The following is a 26,218-nucleotide window of genomic DNA, read 5'->3' as shown; positions in this document are numbered from 1 at the left end:
AAATCAAGCTACACTAAACATATCACATATACGGGAGGAAATAGATATGATCATTGGGGTTCCTAAAGAGATAAAAAACAATGAAAACCGTGTCGCATTGACGCCTGGGGGCGTTTCACAGCTCGTTTCAAACGGTCACCGCGTGCTGGTTGAATCAGGCGCAGGCCTTGGAAGCGGCTTTGAAAATGAAGCTTATGAGTCAGCAGGAGCGGAAATCATTGCTGATCCGAAACAGGTATGGGACGCTGAAATGGTCATGAAGGTCAAAGAGCCGCTTCCGGAAGAATATGCATACTTCCGGAAAGGGCTTGTACTGTTTACTTACCTCCACTTAGCGGCTGAACCGGAGCTTGCACAGGCACTGAAGGATAAAGGCGTCACAGCGATCGCATATGAAACGGTAAGTGAGGGACGGACATTGCCGCTGCTTACCCCGATGTCCGAGGTGGCAGGCAGAATGGCAGCGCAAATCGGAGCTCAGTTCCTAGAGAAACCTAAAGGCGGAAAAGGAATCCTCCTTGCCGGAGTGCCTGGCGTTGCCCGCGGAAAGGTAACCATTATCGGTGGGGGTGTAGTCGGAACCAACGCGGCGAAAATGGCTGTCGGCCTGGGTGCAGATGTGACAATCATCGACTTAAACGCGGATCGCCTGCGTCAGCTTGATGATATATTCGGCCATCAAATTAAAACGTTAATTTCTAACCCGGTCAATATCGCCGACTCGGTAGCCGAAGCGGACCTTCTCATTTGCGCCGTGTTAATCCCTGGTGCTAAAGCTCCGACGCTTGTCACAGAGGAAATGGTGAAACAAATGAAGCCTGGTTCAGTGATTGTGGACGTTGCAATTGACCAAGGCGGCATCGTCGAAACTGTCGATCACATTACGACACACGATCAGCCGACATATGAAAAACACGGCGTCGTTCACTATGCTGTTGCGAACATGCCGGGCGCTGTGCCCCGCACATCAACAATTGCTTTAACGAACGTCACGGTTCCATACGCGCTGCAAATCGCAAACAAAGGGGCAGCACAAGCACTCGCGGACAATGCGGCACTAAGAGCGGGATTAAACACAGCAAACGGCCACGTGACCTATGAGGCGGTTGCCAAAGATTTAGGATACGAATATGTCCCTGCCGAGAAAGCCTTACAGGATGAATCATCTGTGGCGGGCGCTTAATTCATATGGAGCTTGCAGAAAAATTTCTGCAGGCTTTTTTTATCTTTTAAAAAGGAAAAAGGAAATGATTTCTCGAATTAAAACGAAGAACTTGATCATAAAGGAGGATTCATATGGCTGTTCAGCAATATGGCGTGTTAAAAGGCGTTGTCTTAGATATGAAGCGGGAAACAGATGATGACAGTCCTCATTTCCAAGTGAAGATGCTCGGTGAAGAGAATACGTATTACAGGTGCGCCATCAATGTCATGTCCAGTTCCGAGGAATCAGAAGTATTGTATTTAGCTGATGATCAGTTTGATTCGAGCTCAATTACCATTCTTCCGAACATGCCGTATGGATATACGAAGATCAATGACGAAAATCGTGAAGTAGCCCTGGATTACGTGCGGGGCAATCTTTTTGATTCACGGGAAATGAAGCCTTTGCCTCATGAAATCACGGGGCCTGATAATGATTTAAATGACTTTATTGAAACGTATATGAAGAAAGCGAAAGAAGAGAAAGCGCCGGTTTATATATTTGGATCAAAATTTGGACCTGAACAGGCGGCAGATAAAATATTCGGCTTTACCCCGACAAACGGTATGCACAATATCCACATGAATCAAGGCAATGCGCTGGATACCCGCTGGAAAAAAGACAACGGCTCTTGGCATGACGGAGGTATTCTGATTCAATTTGCCGATCAGTGGGCGGCCGTGTTTTTGGCGTTTTTATCCCAGTCATGGTGTACGGATGAAAACGGGAACCCCGTCAGAGATTGCGATCATACCCAAACGTCTGCGTAAGATAGAAAAAGAGACTGCCTGCTGCAGTCTCTTTTTTTTACCCTCAATATATTTAGACATTTTCGACAGGCTTTAGGCTGTTCGGCCTCATATCGCTCCAATGTGATTGGATGTAGTCCAGACAAGCCTCACGCCCTTTTTGTTCATGAACGACTGTCCAGCCGCTCGGCACATCGATAAAGCCGGGCCACAAGGAATATTGGCCCTCTTCATTGATGAGAACAAGGTATATGCCATCCGCATTTTCAAAAGGATTTGTCATTGCTTTTCCTCCTTTATTGATTCATTTCTTCCAATTTAGCCGCCAGAACCCGGCCGATGACTGCGAGCGGTTCCGGCTGACAGAGATCTTTATGGCGGCAGTCAATGTCGATTTGTTCAATTTGTCCGTCAATATAAGGCTTCCAAGAATCAGGTTCAATCGGGTCAAACCATTCAGGAATGATAGTTGATCTGAAAAACAGAACATTTCCACGGAAGGTTTTCGGTGCATATGAGCCTAAAATGCCGACAGAATTGACGTACGTATTCTTTAGATTCAAAATGACCGATTCGTCCAGACTGGCAAGTGCGCTTCCGTCTCGCCGCAGAATCTCAATGGCTGTTTCAAAATCAAGCGGTTTGTCTCCTAAGCTGTCTGGGTCGTACCCGCCTAACGCGAGGAGGGCAATAAGCGCTTCCTCATCATCCGGTGCCTCTTTTATAGGAAGGAAGTGGTTTGGGTAGGCGTCCAGCATCACCAATAGAGAAACGTCTTCCCCTTGCTTTTGCAGCTGTGTTGCCATTGCTTGAACGACATTTCCGCCTAGGGACCAGCCAAGCAAATGGTACGGCCCTTTCGGCTGGATCGTCCGAATCTGTTCTATATAGTCGGCAGCCATGTCATCGAGTGTTTTCGGAAGCGCCTCCTGCTGTCCAATTCCCCGCGCTTGCAGTCCATAGATGGGATAATCCGTTCCTAAAGATGTCATCAGTCCGGCATAACACCAGCTAAGTCCGCCCGCCGGATGTACGCAAAACAACGGAAGCCGGTCTCCGCTTGTTCGGAGCGGCAGCAAAACATCAAGTGCGCTTTGGCTTGATCCCATCTCCAGTCTTTCGGCAAGCCCTGCCACAGTCGGCGCTTCAAATAGATTGCCAATGCTGAGTTCAACCCCGAGCGCTTCACGTATGCGGCTCATCAGCTGAACTGCGAGCAGGGAATGTCCGCCCAAATCAAAGAAACGGTCATCAATACCGACACGCGGCAAATGAAGCACTTCCATAAACAAGTCACAAAGGATTTCTTCTTGCGGGGTTCTCGGCCCGCGACCTGTCACCGCTGCAGCAAAATCTGGAGCAGGCAGCGCTTTACGGTCAAGCTTTCCATTCGGCGTCAGCGGCAATTCTTTCATCGTCACAAAGGCTGAAGGCACCATGTAATCTGGCAGTCTCTCAGCAGCATACCTGCGCAGTTCCGCCGTATCAAACGTTTCTTCCGAGGAAGGTATGACATAAGCGGCCAAACGTTTATCTCCCGGCTGGTCCTCACGAACGATCACTGCCGCATCTTCAAGCTGTGAATGCTGAACAAGCGCAGCTTCAATTTCTCCCAGTTCAATCCGGAAGCCCCGGATTTTCACTTGATGATCGGCACGGCCGACATAATCCAGAGAACCGTCAGCACGCCTGCGGGCTACATCTCCCGTGCGGTACATCCGTGTGCCCGGAGGCCCGAACGGGTCAGCGATGAAGCGTTCCGCCGTTAAACCGGGCCGTCCTAAATAGCCTCGGGCCAATCCGGCGCCTGACACATACAGTTCTCCAGCCACACCCGGCGGAACCGGCTGTAAACGCTCATCCAGCACATACACCCCAAGATCAGGAATTCCGCAGCCGATCAGGCTGTTTGCTCTTAAAGCTGCAATATTCCGGTCTAATTCGATATAGCTGACATGCACTGTTGTTTCAGTAATACCATACATATTGATCAGTTTCGGCGCCTGTTCAGGGTGGCGATGATACCAATCCTCTAAACGGCTGAGTTCAAGCGCTTCTCCGCCAAAAACAACATATCGAAGGCTGAGCGCCTGTCCGAGATCAGGCTGCTCCCTTTCCGCCTGCATAAACTGATAGAACGCTGATGGTGTCTGGTTCAAAACAGTCACACCCTCTTTTACCAGCAGACGCAGAAACGCTTCCGGAGATCTGCTGATGTCATGAGGCACGATAACAAGGCGGCCGCCGTGCAGCAAAGGTCCCCAAATCTCCCAAACAGAAAAGTCAAACGCGTAGGAATGGAACATTGTCCACACGTCGTCTGAACCGAAATGGAACCAGTGATCGGTCGCTCCAAATAACCTCGTCACATTTTGGTGAGGAATCATGACGCCTTTTGGAACGCCTGTTGAACCGGATGTATAAATAACATAAGCCGTGCTGAAAGGTGACAGCGGGCGATTCCTGTCCGTATTATCCGGATTCAAAGGGCTGTATGTTTTTAGTTTCTCGCGTAATTCCGGATCATCGAGCACAATGTTCTGCACATTTTCTGCATGCGGGATTTGATTTTCCGCCTGTGAGCTCGTGATGATAAATGCAGGCCGCGCATCGCTCAGCATAAAAGCGATGCGGTCAGCCGGATAGTCCGGATCAAGCGGCAGGTATGCAGCTCCCGCTTTTAGTACCGCTAACAGGCTAACAGTCATATCCAATGAGCGAGGCAAAGCTAATGCCACAAATTGCTCCGGTCCGACGCCTTTGCTGATCAGCAGCCTGGCAAGCCGGTTCGCCCTTTCATTCAGCTCCATATAGCTCATCGCCTGATCTTCATAAACGACAGCAATGGAATCAGGGCTCAGCGCAGCTTGTTTCTCAAACAGCTCCGGAAGACACGCTTGCGGAATCTTTTCAGAAACACTTTGCCAATCCGTTACCGTGATGCTGCGTTCCTCTTGTGCAAGAATATCCAGTCTTCCGATTTCCTGATCAGGATCAGCCTCGGCAGCCTCAAGCAGCCGCAGAAGGCGATCAGCAAGAGCTTGAACAGTTTCCCGTTTAAATAGATCGGTGCTGTACTCAAGCAGGCCTTCCAGTCCATTTGGTGTCCCGTCATCAAGACGGCTTTCACTGATTTCTAATGTTAAATCAAATTTGGCAGATCCTACGCTGTGAATGCGCAGGCTGCTTTCTGTACCAGGCAGGCTCAGCTCTGCGTCAGGTGTGTTCTGGAACGCGAGCATGACTTGGAATAATGGATGCGTCGCCCGGGAGCGAGCAGGATTGAGCACCTCTACAAGTCTTTCAAACGGCAGATCCTGATTTTCATATGCTGCCAGATTCACTTCCCGCACTCTGTCAAGAAGCTCACGGAAACTCGGATCACCAGAGGTGTCTGTTCTGAGCACCAATGTATTGATAAACAGTCCCACAAGATCACTAAGCGCATCGTCATTCCGCCCCGCAATCGGGCTTCCAATCGGAATATCAGTACCAGCTCCGAGCCTTGTCAGCAAGGCGGCAAGTCCTGATTGTAGCACCATAAACAGACTTACTCTATTGGCACGGGCCAGCTCCAGCAATCGGCTGTGAAGCTCTGAGTCTATATGGAAATGGATTGTATCTCCTTGATGACTCGGCTCAGCAGGCCGTGAATAATCGGTTGGCAGCTCGAGCTGATCGGGCAAATCTTTCAGTCTTTCTTTCCAGAAAGCAAGCTGACCGGCAATCAAACTGTCTGGATCATGCTCGCTTCCGAGCAGACTTTGCTGCCAGAGCGCATAATCCGCATACTGCACAGCAAGCGGTGTCCATTCGGGAGCTCTCCCGTGACAGCGGGCAGTATAAGCAGCAGCCAGATCACGAGTCAGAGGAGTCAATGACCATCCGTCTCCGACAATATGGTGCACGAGCAGCAGCAGCACGTACTCGTCGGGACCGATAACAAAAAGCTCGGCCCTGAAAGCAGGCTCAGCTGCAAGGTCAAAGCTGTAGCGAGCAGCATCGGCAAGCCTCTCAGAAAGCTCCTCTTTCTTCATTTCGGTAACATATAAATCAGGACGGGCTTGATCGGCGTCCAAAATGCGCTGATAAGATGTCCCCTGTGATTCAGGGAAAATGGTCCGAAGGCTTTCATGGCGGCTGATGAGATCATATAGGGCCGCTTGAAGCGCTTCTTGGTTCAGTTCACCTGAAAGACGGACGGCAACCGGGATATTATATGTAGGACTTGGCCCTTCCAGACAATGGAGGAACCATAGCCGGCGCTGTGCAAAAGAAAGCGGAATGTTCTCGGGACGTTCCGCTCTTTGCAAAGCGGGACGGACACTCTGCGCCTGATCAAGATGTGCAGCAAGTCCGGCAACTGTCGGTTCGTCAAAGAGCTTGGCGATGCCCAGCTCAGCTCCCATCGTCTCACGAATACGGCTCATCAAACGGGCAGCAAGGAGAGAATGGCCGCCCAGCTCGAAGAAACTGTCATCGATGCCTACGCGTGCAAGACCTAGAACCTCCGCAAACAGATCACACAGTATCTCTTCTTGAGGCGTTCGCGGTCCCCGATCAGTGACAGACGCCCCAAAATCAGGTGCCGGCAATGCTTTCCGGTCAAGCTTGCCGTTAGGTGTTAATGGCAGTTCATCGATCTCCACAAATGCCGCAGGCACCATATAATCAGGCAGGCTGGCACCGACATAACGGCGAAGCTCAGCAATATCTAGAGCTGAAGAAACGACCAGATACGCCACCAATCGTTTATCTCCCGGCTGGTCCTCTCGAACGACAACCGCAGCCTGTTTCATTTGCGGATGTTTAGCAAGCACGGCATCAATTTCTCCAAGCTCAATGCGGAAACCGCGAATCTTGATTTGATGATCGGCCCGCCCGATGTAATCCAGAGACCCATCCGCACGCCAGCGGGCCTGATCTCCGGTTCGGTACATCCGTGTGCCCGGCGGTCCGTACGGATCAGCAACAAAGCGCTCCGCCGTTAAATCAGGGCGCCCTAAATATCCGCGGGCCAATCCGGTTCCCGCAATATAGAGCTCTCCCACAATGCCTGGCGGAACGGGCTGCAAACTATTATCGAGCACATATACCTGCGTATTCCAAATCGGCTTTCCGATCGGAGGCACACCCTGTACTCCTTTTTCGAGAAAAGCTGCCGCAGACCAAATGGTTGTTTCAGTAGGACCGTATAAATTAGTCACTGGACAATCAAGCGCCTGCAAGGCCTCTAAAAGCCCGCTCGGAAGCGCCTCTCCCCCGACAAGCACCCTGAGCTCCCGAAGTTTCTCAGGTTCGTTTGTGACCAACGCATGCCACAGGGTCGGCGTTGCCTGCATAATTGTTATATCAAAATATTCAATCATTTCGGCTAATGCCTGCGGCTCACGGATTGTATCTTTTTGAGCAACAACAATACTCGCTCCGCTGATAAGCGGGAGGAATAATTCTAAAGCAGAAATATCAAAAGCGACAGTCGTCACAGCCAGCAGCCTGTCTTGTTCATTAAGAGAAAATGTCTCCTGCATAGACAGCAGAAAATTACTTAAACTTTTCAGCGTAACAACAACACCCTTTGGCCTTCCTGTTGATCCTGATGTATAGATGATATACGCTGGATGGGCAAGAGATACATGTACATTTGGGTTGTCGGCAGAATAACGCTTCACAATCTCTTTTGTCACAGGCAGATCCAGCACAAGCTGCGGTGCCGTTAGATCGTCAGGCAGACTGTCTGCAATTTCCTCAGTCGTTATAATGCATGATGGCTTTGCATCCTTTAGCATGTATGAAATTCTGTCAGCAGGAAACTCAGGATCAAGCGGAAGATAAGCAGCACCAGTCTTTAGTACGGCGAGCATTGCAGCTACCATTTCGGAAGACCGCGGCAGGGCCAAGGCGACAAACTGCTCCGGCCCAAGCCCCTTTTCTATCAAAAGATGCGCGAGGCGGTTTGCTTGTTCATTCAGCTCTTGATAGCTTAATTGACTGTGATTGCAAATCAGGGCGATACGTTCAGGGGAACGGTCAGCCTGCTCCTGAAACATATCCGGAAGGCTGAGCAGCCGCTCGGATTTTGCTGTCTCATTCCATTCGCTTATGACCCGTGTTTTTTCTGCAGGCAAAAGAAATTCCATTTGCCCAATCAGCATGTCCTCACCGGCTGACGCCGTTTGTAAAAGCTGTAAGATCCGCTGCTGATGCACCTTTATTTCTGACTCGCTGTATACTTCAGGATTGGCATCCACATCAATTCGCAGCCCGCTTCCGTCTGTTCTGTCATAGACATTTATCGACAAATCATCCACAGGACCGGCTGACAGATTGTGCGTCGTCCCCCGGGCTCCGGCAAAGTCGAGACCGTAATCAAAAGGCATAAGATTAATTTGCGGGCCAAATAATCTATGATTTTCTCCTATTAGTTTCAGGTCCCGCCTCAGTTCCTCATGGCGGTATTTATGATGCTGCCGGATACTGCGGATTTCCCGGGAAATTTGCAGCACAAGCTCAGAAAAGCTCATCGAAGGACTCACAGACAGCCTCAGCGGGAGAAGATTCATCACCATAGCCGGAACATTCAAGGATGCCGATCCCATCCGTCCCATCATAGGCAGTCCGAGCACAACATCCTCAGAGCCGGTCATACGGTGCACATAAGCAGCTGATACCGCAATCACGACTTCATGCCAGCTTCCGGCGTAATAGCGCGCCGCCTCTTTCAGCGCGTTTACATCTGATGGCGGCAAATAAGCAGTCTCACGCAGAAAGCTTTTTGAGGTTCGCGGCGCCCGTTCTGCTAAACTGACAACTTTAGGCCTGTCCGCAAAACGATTCAGCCAGAATTGCCGATCCTCTTCATATGTTTCAGACGCGCGGTACGCTGCGTCCTCCTCCAAAATATCCTGCAAAGAGCCGAAGGAACGATCATCAGCGGACCGCCCTCCTGCAAGTGCAGTATAAGCATGTGCAGCCCGCTGGGCGATCAGAGAAAACCCAAAGCCGTCGATCGCAATATGGTGAATGCGCTGATACCAAAAGAAACGCTGTGGCCCGGCTTTAAACAAAGCTTCGCGGAACAATGGGTCATGCTGTAAATCGACCGGCTTTGCCAAATCAGCTTTCATCCAGTGTAAAGCTGTCTTTTCCGGATCAGGCTCAGAGCTGACGTCAATGACTTGGAGCTGTACATCCGGTGATGGATTCATCATCTGCCAAGGCCCGTCCATATCTTCACCAAAGCGGACATGAAGTGATTCCGCTTCTTTTATCACGTGCCGTAAAGCTTCTTCGAAAAGAGAAATGTCGATTGGGCCGTTGATTTCTATATATTCGGCTGTATTGTAGATTGGATTATCCGGATCAAGCTGCTGAGCAAACCAAATACCGGTTTGCGCTCCGGTTAAAGAATATTGAAGATCTTTTGTATCAGGCATCCGTTTTTTTACCTCCTTTTATAAATAGTCCGCGTTTGGCAGCACTCTCTCAATGCGGATTGAAAGCAATTTCTGCCATTCTTCTATTGTCGGCCGTTCAGCCAGTTCGACGAATGTCACCTCGGCTCCTTCACGGCGCCATTGTTCAACTAATGTCATGATCCTTACAGAATCAAGTCCCCTATTCAGTAAGTCTTCGTTATCTGCAATATCATCAGGCGATTCTTGAAGAAGCTCAGCAATTTGTGTTCGGATACTCTCGCAGGTAAATACATGTTTTTCAGCTTTTTCTGATGGCTTTTGAGCCGCAGAAGGCGTATGTTTCAGCTGATCAAGCAAGCTGTCGGTCATCAGCGTAAACGCACAGCGCCCAGCCGCATAATCAAGCGCCATTTTATGCTTGTCCCGAGAAAAGTCCGCAACTGCATCAGCAACAAAAAATGCTTCGATATCCTCCATAAACGCTTCACATGCTGTAACGAGACAGCCAATATGAGCATAAATCCCGGAGATGATCAGCTGATCGCGCCCCTGTTCACGCATGATCTCAAGCAGATTCGTTCTCTTAAATGCGCTGTATCTCCATTTTGTCAATACGAGATCATTGTCTTCCGGTGCAAGCTCGGCCACAATTTTTTCCTCGTAAGGACCGCTGCTTAATCCAGGTCCCCAAAAATCAGTCAGCAACGCCCGGTCCTCCGGATTTTGACTGCCGGGCTGCGCTGTGTAGACAACAGGTATTCCGAGCTGAACACATTGATCCTTCAGCTTGCGTATATTTGCTGAAAGCTCTGTTACCGGAGACGCTCCTGCTGTAAACGCGTCGACAAAATAGTTCTGCATATCGTGTATTAAGAAGACTGCCCGATTTGGATCAGGCACCCATGATACTTTGTTTGCTGGCATATCAGACGCTGTCGGCATTTGATACGGCTGAATGGCAGGAATAGCCATTTGAACACTCCCTTTCAAATCGTTTCTATTTTTTCGAACCTGCAAGAAGTTTTTCGGCGATCGCTTCGCGAAGCGCCTTTTTGCTTACCTTTCCTACCCCTGTCTGCGGGAAGGACTCAACAAATTCGATCCGGTCTGGAATTTTATATGCTGCAAGCCCGCGTTCTCTTAGAAAAGCTTTGAGCTCTGCGGCTTTCGGCGCTTGATCCCGGGGAATAATGAAAACACATGATCTTTCACCAAGAAATTGGTCAGGCATTGAGACCATTGCCGCATCATGCACAGCCGGATGCGCCAGAAGATGATTTTCAACCTCTTCAGCCGCCACTTTTTCTCCGCCGCGGTTGATTTGATCCTTTGCCCGTCCTTCCACGACAACATAACCGTCGGGTGTCAGTCTCACTAGATCGCCAGTGCGGTAAAAGCCGTCCTCGGTAAACGAAGCCGCATTGTGCTCATCAGCCTTATAGTATCCCCGGATCGTATACGGTCCCCGTGTCAGCAGGTGCCCAGTTTCACCAGGTTTCACGTCACGGTCCTGGTCATCCCACACACGTATTTCATCGTAAGAAGACATCGGCTTACCTTGGGTATTAACAATAACTTCCTCCGGGTCATCAAGCCTTGTATAATTAACGAGTCCTTCTGCCATTCCGAAGACCTGCTGCAAGGTGCAGCCGAATACAGATTTCACTTTGCGCGCGGCTTCAGCGCTGAATTTCGCGCCGCCTACCTGCAGCACTTGAAGGCTTGATAAATCGTCATCTCGTGAGGCAGCAGCGTCCATCCATACCATTGCAAGCGGCGGGACAAGAGCTGTTATTGTCACCTGTTCCCGTTCAATCAAAGGGAACGAGTCGTCCGGACTCGGAGAAGGAGATAAAACCACTTTTCCTCCAGCGTATAATACGCCTAGCACCCCGGGTGAGCTCAGCGGGTAATTGTGCGCCATCGGCAATGCGGCCAAGTACACAGTGCTGTGATCAAGCCAGCAAACCTCCGCACTCATCCGCAGGCTGTATATATAATCATCGTGAGTTCGCGGTATCAGTTTCGATAAGCCGGTGCTTCCGCCAGAAAGCTGGAGAAACGCCACATCCGAAGATTTTACTTCAGGCAGCTCGCCAGGTTCTGTATGCAATGCCTCAAGCGGCTGGAATTCCTCCGCCTCACCTGCGACAATGATGTGTTTCAAGGACGGCAGCTTGCTTTGAACCTGTCTGGCAAGTGTGCGGTAGTCAAATCCCGAATAAGAATCGGGGATGATATAAGCCTCCGCTTCAGCAAACTCGCAAAAATATGTAATCTCACTGCTTCGATGAGAGGGCAGTGCAAAGACCGGGAGCGCTCCCAGCCGAAAAAGCGCAAAGATGACTTCGAAAAACTCCGCGATATTCGGCAGCTGCACCACTACACGATCCATTTGTTTAATACCGAGCTTCTGCAATCCGGCTGCCAGAGAGTCAGCCCTTGTGTCAAGCTCTTGATAGCTCCAATGGGTGTCCCCGCATGTAATCGCGATACGATCGCCATGTTTGGCAGCCCTGTCTCTTAACATGTCTCCAAAAGTCTCACCGGCCCAGCACCCGTTCTCCCGGTACTTTTCCGCAAACTCCTTGGGCCAAGGCGTAAATCCATTCAGCATGCTGTTTCCCTCCTGCATTTATTTCTGATCATATGTGATTGACACCCATTGCCCGAAGCATTGTCCGAAACTTTGCGGATGTCTCCTGGAGCTCGTCCTCTGCTTTTGATCCGGCTACAACACCGGCACCTGCAAAAAGACGAAGTGAACGTTCTTCAGCCTCTGCACAGCGAATCGTAACGATCCATTCGCCATCGCCTGCATCGTCACACCAGCCTACCATGCCGGTGAAGAAACCGCGGTCAAAAGGTTCAATTTCCCGGATGGCTTCTCTTGCAAGGTCAGTCGGTGTTCCGCAGACTGCCGGCGTAGGATGAAGCGCGGCGGCTAGTTCCAGCGCGGTTACAGTCGGATCAGAAAGCTCTCCTTTAATGACACTGGACAAATGCCACATCGTCTCAGTTTGGATCAGCGAAGGCTTTTCCGGAACGTCCAGCGTCCGGCAAAAAGGCCGCAGCCCGGCGGCAACCGCATCAGCCACAACAGCATGCTCATGAAGATCCTTTGCGGAGGAAAGCAATTCATCGGCCCGGCGCTGGTCCTCAACAGGATCATCACTGCGAGGTCTAGAGCCCGCTAACGGATTGGATACCACCTGAGTTCCCATTCTCGAAACGAGAAGCTCCGGACTTGCTCCGAGTAGTGTCCGATGGGAAGATGAATCATCTTGGCCGGATACATCGGCTGCAAAAGTATAACCGTGTGTATTATGCCGCGCCAGATGGTGAAGCAGTTCTCCCGTTTGTATCGCTTCAGATGATGTCAGATGCAGCGATCTGGACAGGACAATTTTGCTGAGTGTGCCGTCAGCAATGCTTGCCAATCCTTGTTCTACACCTTTTTTATAGTCCTCCGGTGCAGGTACAGGCTGTATTTGATATGTATGTTCCCGCTGCTGTTCGATGTTGGCATGATCGAATTGAAGCGGTCCCGACCACCGTACCTCCTCCGGAACGACGAGCCGGGGCGATTTCAAATGATCAAATGGAACAGCTCCCACAACAACCGGACGGCTTTGCCCCGATTGCTTTGCTTTGTTAAGCGCCTCAGCAATGCGGCCGGGTAAGGTTTCTAATTGGTTTTGGCCGTCTGCATCCGGCACGGTTTCACTTATTCCTTTTCCAAGCAGCACACGGTGAGGGGAAGCCAGGAAAAAAGTGCCCGGCTGATAATCACGAAGCAAATGCTCCGCCTTTGTTTCAGATATAACGTTTTGTTCCAACATCTTCATAAACCTCCTTTGAGTTACGTTATACGCCTAAGGTCGCGCCGCCATCTACACATAAATTATGCATCGTAATATGGCCTGCCTGCTCAGAAACCAAAAAGAGCACGGCATCCGCAATATCCGAAGGCTGGGCCAGTTTTTTGAGCGGAATTCCCGTTTTAAATGTATCAAGCGATCCTTTGATGACTTGTTCTGCTCCATTTTCATCAGCCCATAAGGACCACTGCATGTCTGTTTCCGTTGACCCGGGAGAAACAATATTGCAGCGAATGTTGTATTCTGCAAGCTCAAGGCCAAGGCACTTTGTAAACATCACGGCCGCTGCCTTTGATGAGGCGTATGCCGCCATAGATGTCCTTGGCACACCGGCTGCATTTGATCCTACTGTTACAATCGAACCGGATCTGCGGTTCATCATATATTTGCTGACTGAGCGCGACGCGTTAAAAACACCAGTCGAATTCACTGAGAAAGTGGCCTCCCATTCCTCATCACTGAGAGAATGAATCAGCCCTGGCCGAAGCACACCCGCTACGTTCACCAATATGTCAATCGGGCCCATGTCACGTTCGATTCGAGCCGTGATATCGTCAATCGCCGCACTGTCTCTCACATCCGCCGGAAAGGCTTCGGCATGACACCCCTCAGCTTTGAGGCTGTTCACGACTTTTTCGAGCTTTTCTGGATTGTAATCAACCGCAGCAATGTGCGCCCCCTGACCGGCAAGCGTCCGCGCAACAGCTTCACCTATTCCTTGGGCAGCCCCTGTAATCAATGCGATCTTGCCTTCTATACCTCTTACATTCATTTCATCATTTCCTTTCTTCGCTTGTAACGCCAAAAATGACATTTTGCGAAAAAGACTGCTTCACCTTACCATTAATCGCAATCAGTTGATAATGATTATCATTATCAATTATAAAAATAATCATATCCTTATGTCATCCGACAGTCAAATATAATTTTTGTGACAAATATGGGAGCTGAGACAATTCTCAACTCATTGAAATGTGCGGGCCGTCAGGGTGAAGCGCGAAACGCAATGCCCTGCTGACCAAAACAGGAAGAACCGAAATATGTCCTTCTCCTGAAAACTCGCAAAATTCTGTCCGTACGCCTTGTTCAGCCAAAGTAGCCAGCCGCTCGTAAAGCTCCTTCGCGTTATCGTTCATTCGGCATTTATGATGCTTTTCCAATTCTCCTGCCGCAAGCAGAAGATTAACAGGCTGACCGTTTTTCTTTAAACAGGAAGCGAAACGCTCAGTTTCCTTTTCAATAAATGGTTTATTCCAATGAATGGACGGACTGCCCGCGATATACGTTTGGAATGCATCCGGTTTCGTTAAGAGCACCTGCAAAACGAAGAGCCCGCCAAGAGAGTGGCCAAAGATCGTTTGTCTGTTTCTGTCAATCTCATAATCTTGTTCAATCTCCGGTTTGAGATCCTCTTCAATAAACCTTAAAAAGTCCCCCGCTCCGCCATGCTCCGGCCATTCTTTGCCGTCAGGCCTTACCGGCAGCTCCGAGTAAGACGTAGGCATTGTAAAATCCCGGTGGCGCGCAGAAGAAAACGGTTCTGTTGTGTCATAGCCAATACCGACAATCACAGCGGGAATCACCCCTGTTTTCTCAGGACGGCGCCCCTGCACTCGAACAGCTTCCGACATTGTACCAAAAATAGAATTGGCATCGAGCAGATAAATAACCGGATAACCAGAAGGCGGCGGCTCTGTGCTCGGTTTTGAGATAAAGATTTGATAGCCGCGGCTGCCATTGCGTGAAGACATTTTACGCACTTCCGTTCCCGGAATGGTAAATGCGTTGTAGGTCCCGCCTTTAGCCCCATCTGTTTTTTTCTCAATCATGCAGTACGACATTCCTCTCCTTAAAACTGGCTGCATTTATGATAATGATTTTCACTATCAACTAGACAACTCAAATAATAGGTTTTCTGGCAAACAAAGTCAACTTTTTCCTTAATAAAAAAGGCACCTTATCTAAATAAGGTACCTGATGACTAGCAATATGGAAATAAAATCCTTGAAAAGATGCTGATTATCCTACGTTTACTAGAACCTTAATCCCATGTAAATCTCTGATTCTGCCAAGGGTCGCCTCTCATATGATAGCCGTTCTGCTCCCAAAAACCGGGATGATTTTCTTTCGTAAATTGGATGCCGCGCAGCCACTTAGCGCTTTTCCAAAAATACAAATGAGGAAACACCCCTCGCAGCGGGAAGCCGTGTTCAGGCGTTAAAGGTTCGCCGTTATGCGCATAAGCGAGCAGTGATGTTTCAGCCAAAAAGTCATCGAGCGGCAGATTTGTCGTCCAGCCCTCTTCCGCGTGTAAAATGACATAGCCCGCCTCTTCTCTTACCCCGGCTTTCTCCGCAATATCCCTTGTCCTTACCCCCTGCCAAACATTATCAAGCCGCGACCAGCCTGTCACGCAATGAATGTCATTTTCCGATTCACACTGAGGAAAGGCTTTTATATCTTCAAAGCTTAAAAGCATAGGGTGATCAACCAATCCGTATACTTGCAGATTCCACTTCGTCATATCCTCATAATACGGAACGTTCCCCGTATGAAGCACAGGAAACGAAGTCGTCACATTTTGATTGGGCGGCACTCTTCCTGACTGATCTGCCTGTTTTATTTTTCCGAAATACATGCAAATCCTCCTTTTGTTAACCTAAATTATATTTATGTTGACAATCATTCAGATCTTTATTACTCTATGATTGTGTATGTAAACCTAAGGGGGAACAACGATGAAACAACATAAACTTCGTGCGGGTGATATGGCGCTGATCGGCATGTTCGCCGCACTTATGGCTGTCGGCGCCAACATTACATCAGTCGCGCCCTTTTTGCAAGTTGCCGGCATTCCGCTGTCGATGCAGCCGTTTTTCTGCCTCTTGGCGGCTTTGCTTCTCGGCAGCAAACGCGCTGCTATCGCGATGCTTGTATATGCGCTGGTCGGATTGGCCGGGGCACCAGTGTTCGCTCAGTTTTCCGCGGGCTTCGCACCATTTGCAGGTAAAAGCGGCGGCTTCATTATCTCATACATTCCTGCAGCATTCGCAGCTGGATGGTTATTAGAACGCAAAATTCAGCCAAGTAAAACCCGTTTTCTGATTGCTTCTCTTATCGGAACGGCCATTATGTATATCATCGGCACCACCTATATGTATCTTGCGCTGAATCTGTGGATTCATACACCGGTGAGCTACGGCACGGCTTGGGGCTTTATGACTTGGTTTATGGTAAAAGACACGGCGCTGGCTGTGCTGCTGACGTTTATCGCACCTGCGATCTACCGCTCTATTCATAAAGCAACCGGCTTTAACAGACATCAAATATCGTCCACTTAAAAACCGTTCCGATGGACGGTTTTTTGAAATGATAAACAAAAAAGGCTCTCCCGTTAAGGAGAGCCTTTTTTCTATAAGACAAGCGCCGCAATCCAGCCAAAAATAACAAGCGGAATATTATAAAAGATAAATGTCGGCACACAAGTGTCCCAAATGTGGTGATGCTGTCCGTCCGCACTCAGACCCGAAGTCGGGCCAAGCGTACTGTCGCTGGCAGGTGAACCGGCGTCGCCAAGCGCGGCAGCCGCTCCGATAATCGCAATCGTTGCCATCGGGCTGAAGCCGAGCTGCATACATAGAGGCACAAAGATCGTTGTGATCACCGGAATCGTTGCAAAAGATGAGCCGATTCCCATTGTAATCAGCAAGCCGACAATCAGCATCAGCAATGCACCCAGTGACTGACTGTGCCCGATAATACCAGCTGATGTTTTGACCAATGACTCGACATCTCCGGTTTTTGTCAATACATTTGAGAAACCGGCTGCAACAAGCATAACAAATCCGATAAAGGCCATTAATACCATACCGTCAGTAATCAATGAATCCGCTTCGTCACGTTTCATTACACCGCTGACAAACAGGATAATCAGGCCGGCCAGCGCCCCCATAATCATCCCTTCTACTCCCAATGTCTGCGATAAATAAAGCTGGACGCCGAGTGACACTACAATGGCGAGAACCGCGATTCCCAGGCTTTTTTTCGTATATGGAGATGCTTTTACACCTGAGATTTCTTTTGTTTCATACACTTTTGGTTTACGAAAAACGATTACTGATAAAATCAAACCGACAACCATGCCTGCAACCGGTATGATCAGCGCGTACGGGATATCGCCAAGCGGAACGTTTAAACCCGCATCGGCCATGTTGTCCTTCAGCATGCCTTGGAATATCTGGCCGAAGCCAACAGGCAGTACAATATAAGGAGCCGTTAAGCCGAACGTAATCACACACGCAATCAGCCTGCGGTCCATTTCAAGCTCATTAAAGATTTTCAAAAGCGGCGGTATCAGCACAGGAATAAATGCGATGTGAACCGGTACCACGTTTTGTGAAAAACAAGCTACGATTAAAATAATCAGTACGATAAGCACTTTAGACAGTGCCTTTTTTCGAGTATCTTCTTTGTTTCCAATTAATTTCACAGAAGCTTCCACCATAGCATCCGGAAGACCTGTTTTCGTTAAAGCCGCAGCAAACGCACCAAGCATAGCGTAGCTGACTGCAACGGTGGCATTTCCTCCGAGCCCTTCTGTAAAGGCTTTAACCGTTTCACCAAGGCCGAGTCCTCCTGTTAAGCCGCCGGCCAAAGCACCTATGATTAAAGCAATAACTATATTGACACGCAGAAGGCTTAAAACAAGCATAAGCAGCACTGCGATGACGACTGCATTCATGATACCCCTCCAAAATCCTTTAGTTTGCTAATGTAGTAGATAAATAAAGTACGAACGTATCGTATCATATTCATGATACTTTAGTCAACTAAAGATTTTGGAGAAAAAAAACCTGCCGCGAAATCGCAGCAGGGCTATATTTATTATGCTTTTGCGTCTTCTTCCGCTGTGAATCTTTCTGCCAGCGTAGCCAGTGTTCTTGCCATGACGCCGGTTGCACCGGACGGACCGAAGCAGCTTGCTTTACTTGAAGTTGCTGTGCCTGCAATATCAAGATGGACCCAAGGAGTCGTTTCAGCAAACTCACCAAGAAACGTTCCTGCCATAATGGCATGGCCTTCCCGTCCCGGTGAATTGTTTAAATCCGCCATTTGGCTGTTTTTCACACGTTTTTTATCCTTTTCTGTAATCGGCAGCTGCCAGATGGCCTCACCGCACTCTTCCGCAGCTTCAGCCACCCGCTGATAAAAGCTCTCGTTATTTGTCATGGCGCCGGTTGTTTCTGTGCCCAATGCCACAACAACGCCGCCGGTGAGCGTTGCCACATCAACAAGAACAGACGCGCCATGCTGTTTCGCATATGTAAGGCCGTCTGCAAGCACAAGCCTTCCTTCTGCATCCGTGTTAAGGATTTCAATCGTTTTTCCGCTTAATGACACGATGACATCGTCAGGCTTCATCGCTCCGCCTGAAATCATGTTGTCGGTTGACGGAATGACAGCCAGCACATTTTGCTCCGGACGAAGCTCGCCGATCGTTTCCATTGCGCCAAGGACCGCTGCCGCTCCTCCCATATCGGATTTCATGCCGACAATTCCTGTTTTCGTTTTAATAGAGTAACCGCCTGTGTCAAAGGTAATTCCTTTTCCGACAAGTCCGATAACGTTTTCCCATTCCTTTTTGCCCTGATACTTTAAGACAATCATTTTGGGCGGTTCGGCAGAGCCTTGGTTTACCGCAAGGATCCCTCCCATACCGAGCTCTTCCATATCCGATTTCTCCAATATTTCACACTCAAAATCATACTTCGCCGCAAGCTCGGACGCATAAGAAGCCAAGTCAGTTGCTGTCAGCATATTTCCCGGCATATTAACAAGCGTTCTCGCCGAATTTGTGCCCTGCCCGTATGCCCGGCCGACAAGAAGACCGGCCTGCACTTCTTGTGTATCTTCATCTGTGACGGCATAGATGGATTCAAGCTGTTTATCCGGCTCATTTGATTTGTGCTTATAATCCTGCACCTCATAAGAAGCAAGCAGGCAGCTCTCAGCTAATGCGTGAGCGGCATCCGCTGCGGGAACTTCTTCACAAATAAATGTGTCAAGCAGTACGGCAGCCTCTTGTTTTCTGTCTTTATGAATGGCTTGAAAAACATGGGCAAAGCTTTCCTTCGCCTCTTCAAATGAATAATTCGCCTCTCTTCCCAAACCGACGAAATAAATACGTTTCATACCAGCGGAGGACGGAGGGAATACTTTTGATACTTGATTCCGTTTGGCAGAGACATCACCGTCTTTCAGAAGCTGAGTCAGATGGCCTTCCAGTTTTTCATCAATTTCCTTTGCTTTGCCTGTCAGCTGGCTTTTTTGAAAAAGTCCGACCACTAGGGTTTCAGTATGCTCTAATTGTTGAACCGCATAAAACATAAGGCTTACACTCCTAACGTAATGGGTATTTGTAATGAACAATGGTATAATAGGAAAAACATTCTTTCCTTACATTTATTTTATCAAACAACAGACAAAGACCTGCTTTTTTCTTTTGTAACACGAAAGATTTTCATATAGAAAGGATGTCGCCTATGGAACTTTTTATGAATTTTCCTTTATTATCAAGCCTTGCTGCCATCATCTTTGCACAAGTCATTAAAGTGCCGATACAATTTATCGTATCCAGAAAACTGGACTGGTCGCTGGTGACAAGCACAGGCGGCATGCCGAGTTCCCACTCCGCAGCTGTTACGGCGCTCTCTACAGGCGTAGCCTTAGAGCATGGATTAGGTTCCTCTCTCTTTGCGGTTTCAGCCATTTTCGCCGTCATTACCATGTTTGACGCAACCGGCGTCAGACGTCATGCCGGCGAGCAGGCAACAGTCATTAATAAACTTGTGATTGATTTTAACCGTTTTGTGAATGAAGCAAAAGATTTCCCGAAAGCCGAAGAGAAAGAAAAACAAAAAAAGCTGAAAGAGCTTCTCGGCCATCAGCCAATCGAGGTCTTTTTTGGCGGATTGACAGGAATTTTATTAACACTGGCACTGGCATACTTTTTTCTGTAAAAAAATAACGCTTCAGCCGCAGCTGGAGCGTTTTATTCTTTCACTGTTTTGTATTGATTTCTGAACACCTGCAATGATTTTGTTTCATTAAGCTTTACCAGTTCATCCTCAGTGACTTTTCCGGTCCCCTTCTTAATCACATACACGTCCAGGGTTTTTTTGCCCCATTCATTGTAGACATCATGAACGGTTTCAAAGTACAGATCAATGCGGTTTCCCTTGATGGCCGATCCTGTGTCCGCAACGACACCCAAACCATAGTTCGGGATAAATAAAATGGTGCCGATCGGAAAAACGGATGGATCGGCGGCAACCGTAGAGTATAAATCTCTTTTCACTTTAACACCTGAATATGTAAGCCCGTATAATGGATCACCAGGTTTTTTACCCGTCGATTCGACTCCCGCTGTATAGCCTGTAGCCGTTACTTTTTGCGCCGGATACTGGTTCCAGTCAAAGGCTTCTTCCAATGGTTTGTCTTTTGCTTTGGCTGCAGCGGACATCGTTTTTTCGTTTTTCTGCTGCAATGCTTTTAATGTCAGCCCTGTATTCTTCGAGTGCTTCTCATTATTTTCTTGCACCCATTTTGATAGGTCCTTCGCCTCTACTCCTGATATGGCTAAATATGTCGTGGCAAACGCGAGCAGAAATAAACAGGCCATCAGCAAACGTCTGATCATTTTCAACATTATTCACCTCTCCTCCGAATCATTGTTCCCAAATAGCGGGAGCAATATTCAAAACGGTGAATGCGCTGAAGGCACAAAAAAAAGCTTTCTTTAGAAAGAAAGCGGCATTAAAACATCTGATATCCTCTTTTTCTGAGCATGTTGATCGCTATGCCTGAGACAATGGCGCCGGCCAGACCGCTGGCTAAAATCAATACATCTGCAGCAGCTAACGATACGATTCTCTGAAACAGGCTGGCAAAGGATTCGCCTGGCGATTGGATATAGCTGATCAGCTTTTCCTTGCTGATTATAAAAAGGCATACAATCGGATAAATCACAGCCATAATCCAGGACATTCTCAGCAGCATGTTTAATAAGAAACCGATTCCAAAAAACAAAACAAAAAATAAAACAATTGAGATGATAACGACTGGCAGACTAATCAAAACCCCACCCCCTGCGTTACTTTTAGTGTACCGCGGGGGCTTTTAAAAAGTCAACGGCTGGAAAATGAATGACTGTCTTTACCTGTCCCCTGACATGACGGACAAGTTTCTGAACCGCCGAGGATTAATTGAAAATACCCTTTCCCTGAGCAAAACGGGCATGCCTGTGAAGCGGTTGTCGTTGCGGTTTTCATCTTAGCATCACCTTTTTTCTTAATTTTCAGATAATAATACCATACCAAGCTGTCAATGATAAAGTCAGATCATGTGACAAATCTTTTGATGTAAGCGGAAACATTTTTATTTTCCTCTTGTTCTCTTTTTATTTTGGCGTTTTTTAATAAAACAAAACCCGCGGAGAGCGGGTTTTTAGAAAAACTTAAACTTGCCTTTTTTCAGTGTGAGTCCGAGTCCGCCGATTAAAAACAGCGAACGGTTATCGATGACTTTTTTCATAAAAGAAGCCGGCGTGCCTTTCAGTTTTCTTCCGTACACGACTCCGACCGCATTATGCTCGCCAAGAGAAGCCACCGTTCCTTTTATATCAGGTTTGAATTCTTCAAGCTCGCCGCCCTTAATGAGTTTTGCAATGTTTTTAGCGACCGTAGTCCCCTGCTGCATCGCGATTTGGGCGGTCGGCGGATAAGGACGGTCAGTGTCTTCATTGATAAACAGCGAGCTGTCGCCGAGAATAAAGACGTTGTCATGTCCGGGCGCGCGGAGATCAGGATTGACTTTCACCCGGCCGCGCATATTTTCAAAGCCGGCTTCTTCCACAATCGGATGTCCGCGGACACCTGCCGCCCACACCACCGTTTGCGATTTGATTTGCTCGGGCTCCTCATCTTTTTTGCCGACTGTGACTCCTTCTGCGGTACACTCTTGAACCGCCGTGCCGATTTTAAACTCAACGCCATTCTCCTCAAGATAGTGAACAGCATAATCGACAAGCTCGGGATCAAAGCCCGGCAATACGGTCGGCGCTGCTTCTACGCAGATTATGCGTACAAGGCTTCTGTCAACGTCATACTCCTTGCAGAGCTCCGGCACGCGGGCAGCCAGTTCGCCAAGAAATTCAATACCCGTAAATCCGGCTCCCCCGACAACGATTGTTAACCTGTCCGGCCTTTTTTCAGCTTCGATGTTGTAAGTCGCAAATTGCAGCTCAATATGTTCCCGAAGCACGCGAGATGTATTGATATTGGCGATCGGAAACGCAAATTCTTTTAAGCCTTTAATGCCGAACGTTTCAGGTACCGCCCCGAGGCCGATAACTAAATAATCGTACTGCAGCTCTCCATTGGCAAGCACAACTTTCTTCTCGTCTATTTTGATTGCCTTCACGGTATCCTGTACAAAATTGACACGTGACTGGTTGATTACATCTTTTATCTGATAACGGCAGCGGTCATGATGGAGCGTACCGGCGCTCGCTTCGTGCATCCATGTCGTTTCGTAATGATAATTGTGTTTATTCACAAGCGTAATATCAGCATCATTCGGACCGACATGCTTCGTCAGCCTTGTCACTGTCATCAATCCGCCATAACCTGCACCTAAAATCACGATTTTGGGCTTATTCAATGCCATCACATCCACCTTCTCTTTTTTTTGCTGTTAGACGCATATAAAAATCATCATTTGTGTTATCTTCAGCTTATTGGCAGGATTTTATGAAATATATTGAAAAGTTTTTTGTGAAGTCCACACCCATAGCACTACTATCATGTGTATCCGGCTGGTTCATGAAACATTCAGAAAAAAGATGAATTCATGTTTTTCTTATCGTATCGGCCCGCGGGCATATGATCAAGAATGAATGCGCATACAATGCACTCGCAAATTTTTCTGCTGACTCGTCAATTTTAAGAGCAATATGGTATAATTAATAACAATTTTCATTTAGGAGGCAATTTTCGTATGCGAGAGGATACAAAGGTTTATGATATTACAATTATAGGCGGGGGACCGGTCGGCTTATTCACCGCTTTTTACGGAGGCATGAGACAGGCAAGCGTCAAAATTATCGAAAGCCTGCCTCAGCTTGGCGGACAGCTTAGTGCCCTGTACCCTGAGAAATATATATATGATGTAGCAGGATTCCCGAAAATCCGCGCCCAAGAGCTAGTGAACAACTTAAAAGAGCAAATGGCGAAATTCGACCAAACGATTTGTTTAGAGCAAGCGGTTGAATCTGTTGAAAAACAAGCAGACGGCGTGTTTAAGCTTGTGACAAACGAAGAAACCCATTACTCTAAAACGGTCATCATCACAGCAGGAAACGGCGCATTCAAACCAAGAAAGCTCGAGCTTGAAACAGCCGAACAATACGAAGGCAAAAACCTTCACTACTTCGTTGATGATTTACAAAAATTCGCCGGCAGACGCGTTGCGATTCTGGGCGGAGGAGATTCAGCGGTTGACTGGGCGCTTATGCTTGAGCCAATCGCAAAAGAAGTTTCCATCGTTCACCGCCGCGATAAATTCCGCGCGCATGAGCACAGTGTGGAAAACCTTCACGCATCTAAAGTGAATGTCCTGACTCCATTTGTTCCGACAGAGCTCATCGGAGAAGACAAAATCGAGCAGCTTGTGCTTGAGGAAGTGAAAGGCGAGCGCAAAGAGATTTTAGAAATCGATGACTTAATTGTCAACTACGGCTTCGTCTCATCTCTTGGACCGATTAAAAACTGGGGACTTGAAATTGAGAAAAATTCCATTGTCGTCAAATCGACGATGGAAACAAATATCGAAGGCTTCTTCGCAGCAGGTGACATTTGCACATACGAAGGAAAAGTCAACCTGATCGCAAGCGGCTTCGGCGAAGCACCGACAGCTGTTAACAACGCGAAAGCTTACATGGACCCGAAAGCTCGCGTACAGCCTCTGCACTCTACAAGTCTTTTTGAAAATAAATAATAAAAAAAGGAGTTTGTGTCAAGGTGACACAGCTCCTTTTTTATTTAAAGATATTTATATAATTCATCGCAGTTCCGATAACCAGCGCAATCACAAGGGCTGCTACAACCCAGATCGTGGTCATGATAATGCGGTCTTGGATCTTTTGGGACTTCGGTGTTTGTTCTTCGTTTTGAGTCATCTCCACTCGCTCCTTTCACATGTCCATGTCATAAAGAAAGCCTGGTGCTGTAGGACCAAGCTGTGCTGAACTTCTATATTAGCGTTTTATCATCCGCTCTATGAGATCATTCGTTAAGACTATGATACCCAAACTCATCCTGAATGACAAGCTTCCGCACCTGAATCACATCCATCATCAGATAAATCGTTTGACATCCTCCCTAAAACAGAGTACATTATACAAGGCGAACATTTGGTATATATTTATTATAAATATTCGTATTTAGGAGTGGATTCTATGGAAAACGTGTTTGATTACGAAGATATTCAGCTAATTCCTGCAAAATGCATTGTAAACAGCCGTTCTGAATGTGATACATCCGTACGTTTAGGCGAACGTACATTTAAATTGCCCGTCGTTCCTGCCAATATGCAGACGATTATAGATGAGAAACTTGCGGTTTCATTAGCCGAAAACAGCTACTTTTATGTGATGCACCGCTTTGAACCTGAAAAACGGATTGACTTTATAAAGGACATGAACGCACGCGGCCTCTTCTCTTCTATCAGCGTTGGGGTCAAAGATGAGGAGTATGCATTTGTCCGTCACCTGGCAGAAGAAAATCTGGTCCCTGAATACGTAACCATCGACATCGCTCACGGACATTCCAATGCCGTCATTGAGATGATTCAGCACCTCAAAAAGCATCTTCCGGACAGCTTTGTCATCGCGGGAAATGTCGGAACACCGGAAGCTGTCAGAGAGCTCGAAAATGCCGGAGCGGATGCCACAAAAGTCGGCATCGGACCGGGAAAAGTATGTATAACGAAAATTAAAACCGGTTTCGGCACAGGCGGATGGCAATTAGCCGCGCTGCGCTGGTGCGCAAAAGCCGCCAGCAAACCGATTATCGCGGATGGCGGAATCCGCACACATGGCGACATCGCAAAATCAATTCGATTCGGCGCCACCATGGTCATGATCGGTTCACTATTTGCCGGACACGAGGAATCACCGGGACAAACCATTGAAAAAAACGGAAAGCTCTACAAAGAATACTTTGGCTCAGCCTCTGAATATCAAAAAGGCGAAAAGAAAAATGTCGAAGGCAAAAAAATGCACGTAGAGCATAAAGGCGCAATCATGGATACGCTGATTGAAATGGAACAGGATCTTCAATCTTCTATTTCTTATGCTGGCGGAACTAAGCTGGAGGCTATCCGCAATGTGGATTATGTCATCGTGAAGAATTCGATTTTTAATGGAGATAAGTATTAAAAATAAAAAAAGCCAAGTCAGCGGCTCGCCGCTTGACTTGGCTTTTTTCTATCATTAGCACTCTTCTGGTTTACCTGCATTCGTCGCTGTCCTGAAAGAAGAACCGCAGCCGCATGAGGCGATGGCGTTTGGATTATCGATGGTAAAACCGCCGCCAAGCATGGATTGCTTAAAGTCTATAATAGTGCCGTTCATGATATCAAGGCTTTCTTTGTCAACGAGAACAGTAATGCCGTGCTCCTCAAACATACTGTCTGCTACGCTTTTTTCATGCTCAAAGCCCATTCCGTATGAAAGGCCGCTGCAGCCGCCGCCTTTAACGCCGACACGCAGAAACGCGTTTTCTTCTTCATGCTCTTTCATCATATCTTTTATATGCAAAGCTGCTGCTTCTGTAATTGTTACAGGGTTGCTCATTAATGTGAACCTCCTTTTAAAAACCGGATGTTGTCTTTTATTATAAACTTGAT

At 47.9% G+C, this 26,218-nt stretch carries 22 protein-coding genes; 6 read left to right on the top strand and 16 right to left on the bottom strand.

The window, feature by feature from the left end; translation table 11 throughout:
- Window positions 1-46: 46 nt before the first annotated feature.
- Together ald and MTN95_RS09960 are read left to right on the top strand one after the other, a co-directional pair.
- Window positions 47-1,183 (top strand): alanine dehydrogenase, encoded by a 1,137-nt coding sequence (gene ald / locus MTN95_RS09965; RefSeq protein ID WP_248338020.1) that lies wholly within the window; start codon window positions 47-49, stop codon window positions 1,181-1,183.
- A gap of 113 nt (window positions 1,184-1,296) precedes the next feature.
- The gene (locus MTN95_RS09960) at window positions 1,297-1,974 is read left to right on the top strand and encodes a YukJ family protein (protein ID WP_010331713.1); all 678 of its coding nucleotides are present in this window, start codon (window positions 1,297-1,299) and stop codon (window positions 1,972-1,974) included.
- A 52-nt stretch (window positions 1,975-2,026) separates the two neighbouring features.
- Here the strand turns inward: MTN95_RS09960 and MTN95_RS09955 are convergent, their stop codons facing one another.
- The 8 genes from MTN95_RS09955 to MTN95_RS09920 all read right to left on the bottom strand — a co-directional run bounded on the left by MTN95_RS09955 (window position 2,027) and on the right by MTN95_RS09920 (window position 15,890).
- A complete protein-coding gene (locus tag MTN95_RS09955; RefSeq protein WP_248338018.1) occupies window positions 2,027-2,236 on the bottom strand; it encodes an MbtH family protein in 210 nt (69 codons plus the stop codon).
- A 13-nt stretch (window positions 2,237-2,249) separates the two neighbouring features.
- Window positions 2,250-9,389: an amino acid adenylation domain-containing protein gene (locus tag MTN95_RS09950; RefSeq protein WP_248338016.1), complete on the bottom strand. Its 7,140-nt coding sequence runs from the start codon at window positions 9,387-9,389 to the stop codon at window positions 2,250-2,252.
- Window positions 9,390-9,407: 18 nt separating this feature from the next.
- Window positions 9,408-10,343 (bottom strand): isochorismatase, encoded by a 936-nt coding sequence (locus tag MTN95_RS09945; RefSeq protein ID WP_105955489.1) that lies wholly within the window; start codon window positions 10,341-10,343, stop codon window positions 9,408-9,410.
- A gap of 25 nt (window positions 10,344-10,368) precedes the next feature.
- Window positions 10,369-11,988 (bottom strand): (2,3-dihydroxybenzoyl)adenylate synthase, encoded by a 1,620-nt coding sequence (locus tag MTN95_RS09940; protein ID WP_105991638.1) that lies wholly within the window; start codon window positions 11,986-11,988, stop codon window positions 10,369-10,371.
- Between the two features lie 28 nt (window positions 11,989-12,016).
- Window positions 12,017-13,213: an isochorismate synthase DhbC gene (gene dhbC, locus MTN95_RS09935; RefSeq protein ID WP_202852989.1), complete on the bottom strand. Its 1,197-nt coding sequence runs from the start codon at window positions 13,211-13,213 to the stop codon at window positions 12,017-12,019.
- Between the two features lie 25 nt (window positions 13,214-13,238).
- Entirely contained in the window at window positions 13,239-14,024 is a 786-nt protein-coding gene (locus tag MTN95_RS09930) for a 2,3-dihydro-2,3-dihydroxybenzoate dehydrogenase (protein ID WP_095714062.1), read from the bottom strand.
- Between the two features lie 187 nt (window positions 14,025-14,211).
- Entirely contained in the window at window positions 14,212-15,081 is an 870-nt protein-coding gene (gene besA, locus MTN95_RS09925; RefSeq protein ID WP_105991636.1) for a ferri-bacillibactin esterase BesA, read from the bottom strand.
- 212 nt (window positions 15,082-15,293) lie between these two features.
- Complete coding sequence (locus MTN95_RS09920; protein WP_105955493.1) at window positions 15,294-15,890, bottom strand: sulfite oxidase-like oxidoreductase; 597 nt, start codon at window positions 15,888-15,890, stop codon at window positions 15,294-15,296.
- 100 nt (window positions 15,891-15,990) lie between these two features.
- Between MTN95_RS09920 and MTN95_RS09915 the strand changes: the two genes are divergently transcribed.
- Complete coding sequence (locus tag MTN95_RS09915; protein ID WP_105955494.1) at window positions 15,991-16,593, top strand: biotin transporter BioY; 603 nt, start codon at window positions 15,991-15,993, stop codon at window positions 16,591-16,593.
- A gap of 71 nt (window positions 16,594-16,664) precedes the next feature.
- On the opposite strand, the gene MTN95_RS09910 is transcribed toward MTN95_RS09915, so the two are convergent.
- Complete coding sequence (locus tag MTN95_RS09910; RefSeq protein ID WP_105955495.1) at window positions 16,665-17,993, bottom strand: Na+/H+ antiporter family protein; 1,329 nt, start codon at window positions 17,991-17,993, stop codon at window positions 16,665-16,667.
- 143 nt (window positions 17,994-18,136) lie between these two features.
- Window positions 18,137-19,639 (bottom strand): leucyl aminopeptidase, encoded by a 1,503-nt coding sequence (locus MTN95_RS09905; RefSeq protein WP_101860008.1) that lies wholly within the window; start codon window positions 19,637-19,639, stop codon window positions 18,137-18,139.
- Window positions 19,640-19,794: 155 nt separating this feature from the next.
- Between MTN95_RS09905 and MTN95_RS09900 the strand changes: the two genes are divergently transcribed.
- Window positions 19,795-20,271 carry a divergent PAP2 family protein gene (locus tag MTN95_RS09900; RefSeq protein ID WP_044158979.1) on the top strand — a complete coding sequence of 159 codons (477 nt, stop codon included), beginning with the start codon at window positions 19,795-19,797 and terminating at the stop codon, window positions 20,269-20,271.
- 32 nt (window positions 20,272-20,303) lie between these two features.
- On the opposite strand, the gene MTN95_RS09895 is transcribed toward MTN95_RS09900, so the two are convergent.
- The 4 genes from MTN95_RS09895 to MTN95_RS09880 form a co-directional block, all read right to left on the bottom strand.
- Window positions 20,304-20,963: a 3D domain-containing protein gene (locus MTN95_RS09895; RefSeq protein ID WP_081638361.1), complete on the bottom strand. Its 660-nt coding sequence runs from the start codon at window positions 20,961-20,963 to the stop codon at window positions 20,304-20,306.
- Window positions 20,964-21,067: 104 nt separating this feature from the next.
- Entirely contained in the window at window positions 21,068-21,388 is a 321-nt protein-coding gene (locus tag MTN95_RS09890) for a YuiB family protein (RefSeq protein ID WP_024122715.1), read from the bottom strand.
- A gap of 50 nt (window positions 21,389-21,438) precedes the next feature.
- Window positions 21,439-21,582 carry a YuiA family protein gene (locus MTN95_RS09885; protein WP_024122716.1) on the bottom strand — a complete coding sequence of 48 codons (144 nt, stop codon included), beginning with the start codon at window positions 21,580-21,582 and terminating at the stop codon, window positions 21,439-21,441.
- Between the two features lie 175 nt (window positions 21,583-21,757).
- Window positions 21,758-22,978 carry an NAD(P)/FAD-dependent oxidoreductase gene (locus MTN95_RS09880; RefSeq protein WP_029441137.1) on the bottom strand — a complete coding sequence of 407 codons (1,221 nt, stop codon included), beginning with the start codon at window positions 22,976-22,978 and terminating at the stop codon, window positions 21,758-21,760.
- A gap of 330 nt (window positions 22,979-23,308) precedes the next feature.
- Between MTN95_RS09880 and yumC the strand changes: the two genes are divergently transcribed.
- Complete coding sequence (gene yumC / locus MTN95_RS09875) at window positions 23,309-24,307, top strand: ferredoxin--NADP reductase 2 (protein ID WP_024122718.1); 999 nt, start codon at window positions 23,309-23,311, stop codon at window positions 24,305-24,307.
- A 40-nt stretch (window positions 24,308-24,347) separates the two neighbouring features.
- Here the strand turns inward: yumC and MTN95_RS09870 are convergent, their stop codons facing one another.
- Window positions 24,348-24,488: a hypothetical protein gene (locus MTN95_RS09870; RefSeq protein ID WP_044158982.1), complete on the bottom strand. Its 141-nt coding sequence runs from the start codon at window positions 24,486-24,488 to the stop codon at window positions 24,348-24,350.
- 279 nt (window positions 24,489-24,767) lie between these two features.
- Here MTN95_RS09870 and guaC point away from each other — a divergent pair, with 279 nt between their 5' ends.
- The gene (gene guaC / locus MTN95_RS09865; protein ID WP_248338014.1) at window positions 24,768-25,748 is read left to right on the top strand and encodes a GMP reductase; all 981 of its coding nucleotides are present in this window, start codon (window positions 24,768-24,770) and stop codon (window positions 25,746-25,748) included.
- A 54-nt stretch (window positions 25,749-25,802) separates the two neighbouring features.
- Here guaC and MTN95_RS09860 read toward each other — a convergent pair whose 3' ends face one another.
- The gene (locus tag MTN95_RS09860; RefSeq protein WP_248338012.1) at window positions 25,803-26,165 is read right to left on the bottom strand and encodes a HesB/IscA family protein; all 363 of its coding nucleotides are present in this window, start codon (window positions 26,163-26,165) and stop codon (window positions 25,803-25,805) included.
- Window positions 26,166-26,218 lie beyond the last annotated feature (53 nt).

The sequence above is a fragment of the Bacillus sp. 2CMS4F genome (assembly GCF_023161785.1).
GTDB classification, from domain to species: domain Bacteria; phylum Bacillota; class Bacilli; order Bacillales; family Bacillaceae; genus Bacillus; species Bacillus halotolerans.
The sequence above is the reverse complement of the archived record's forward strand: the minus strand, read 5'-3'. Positions and strand labels throughout refer to the sequence as shown.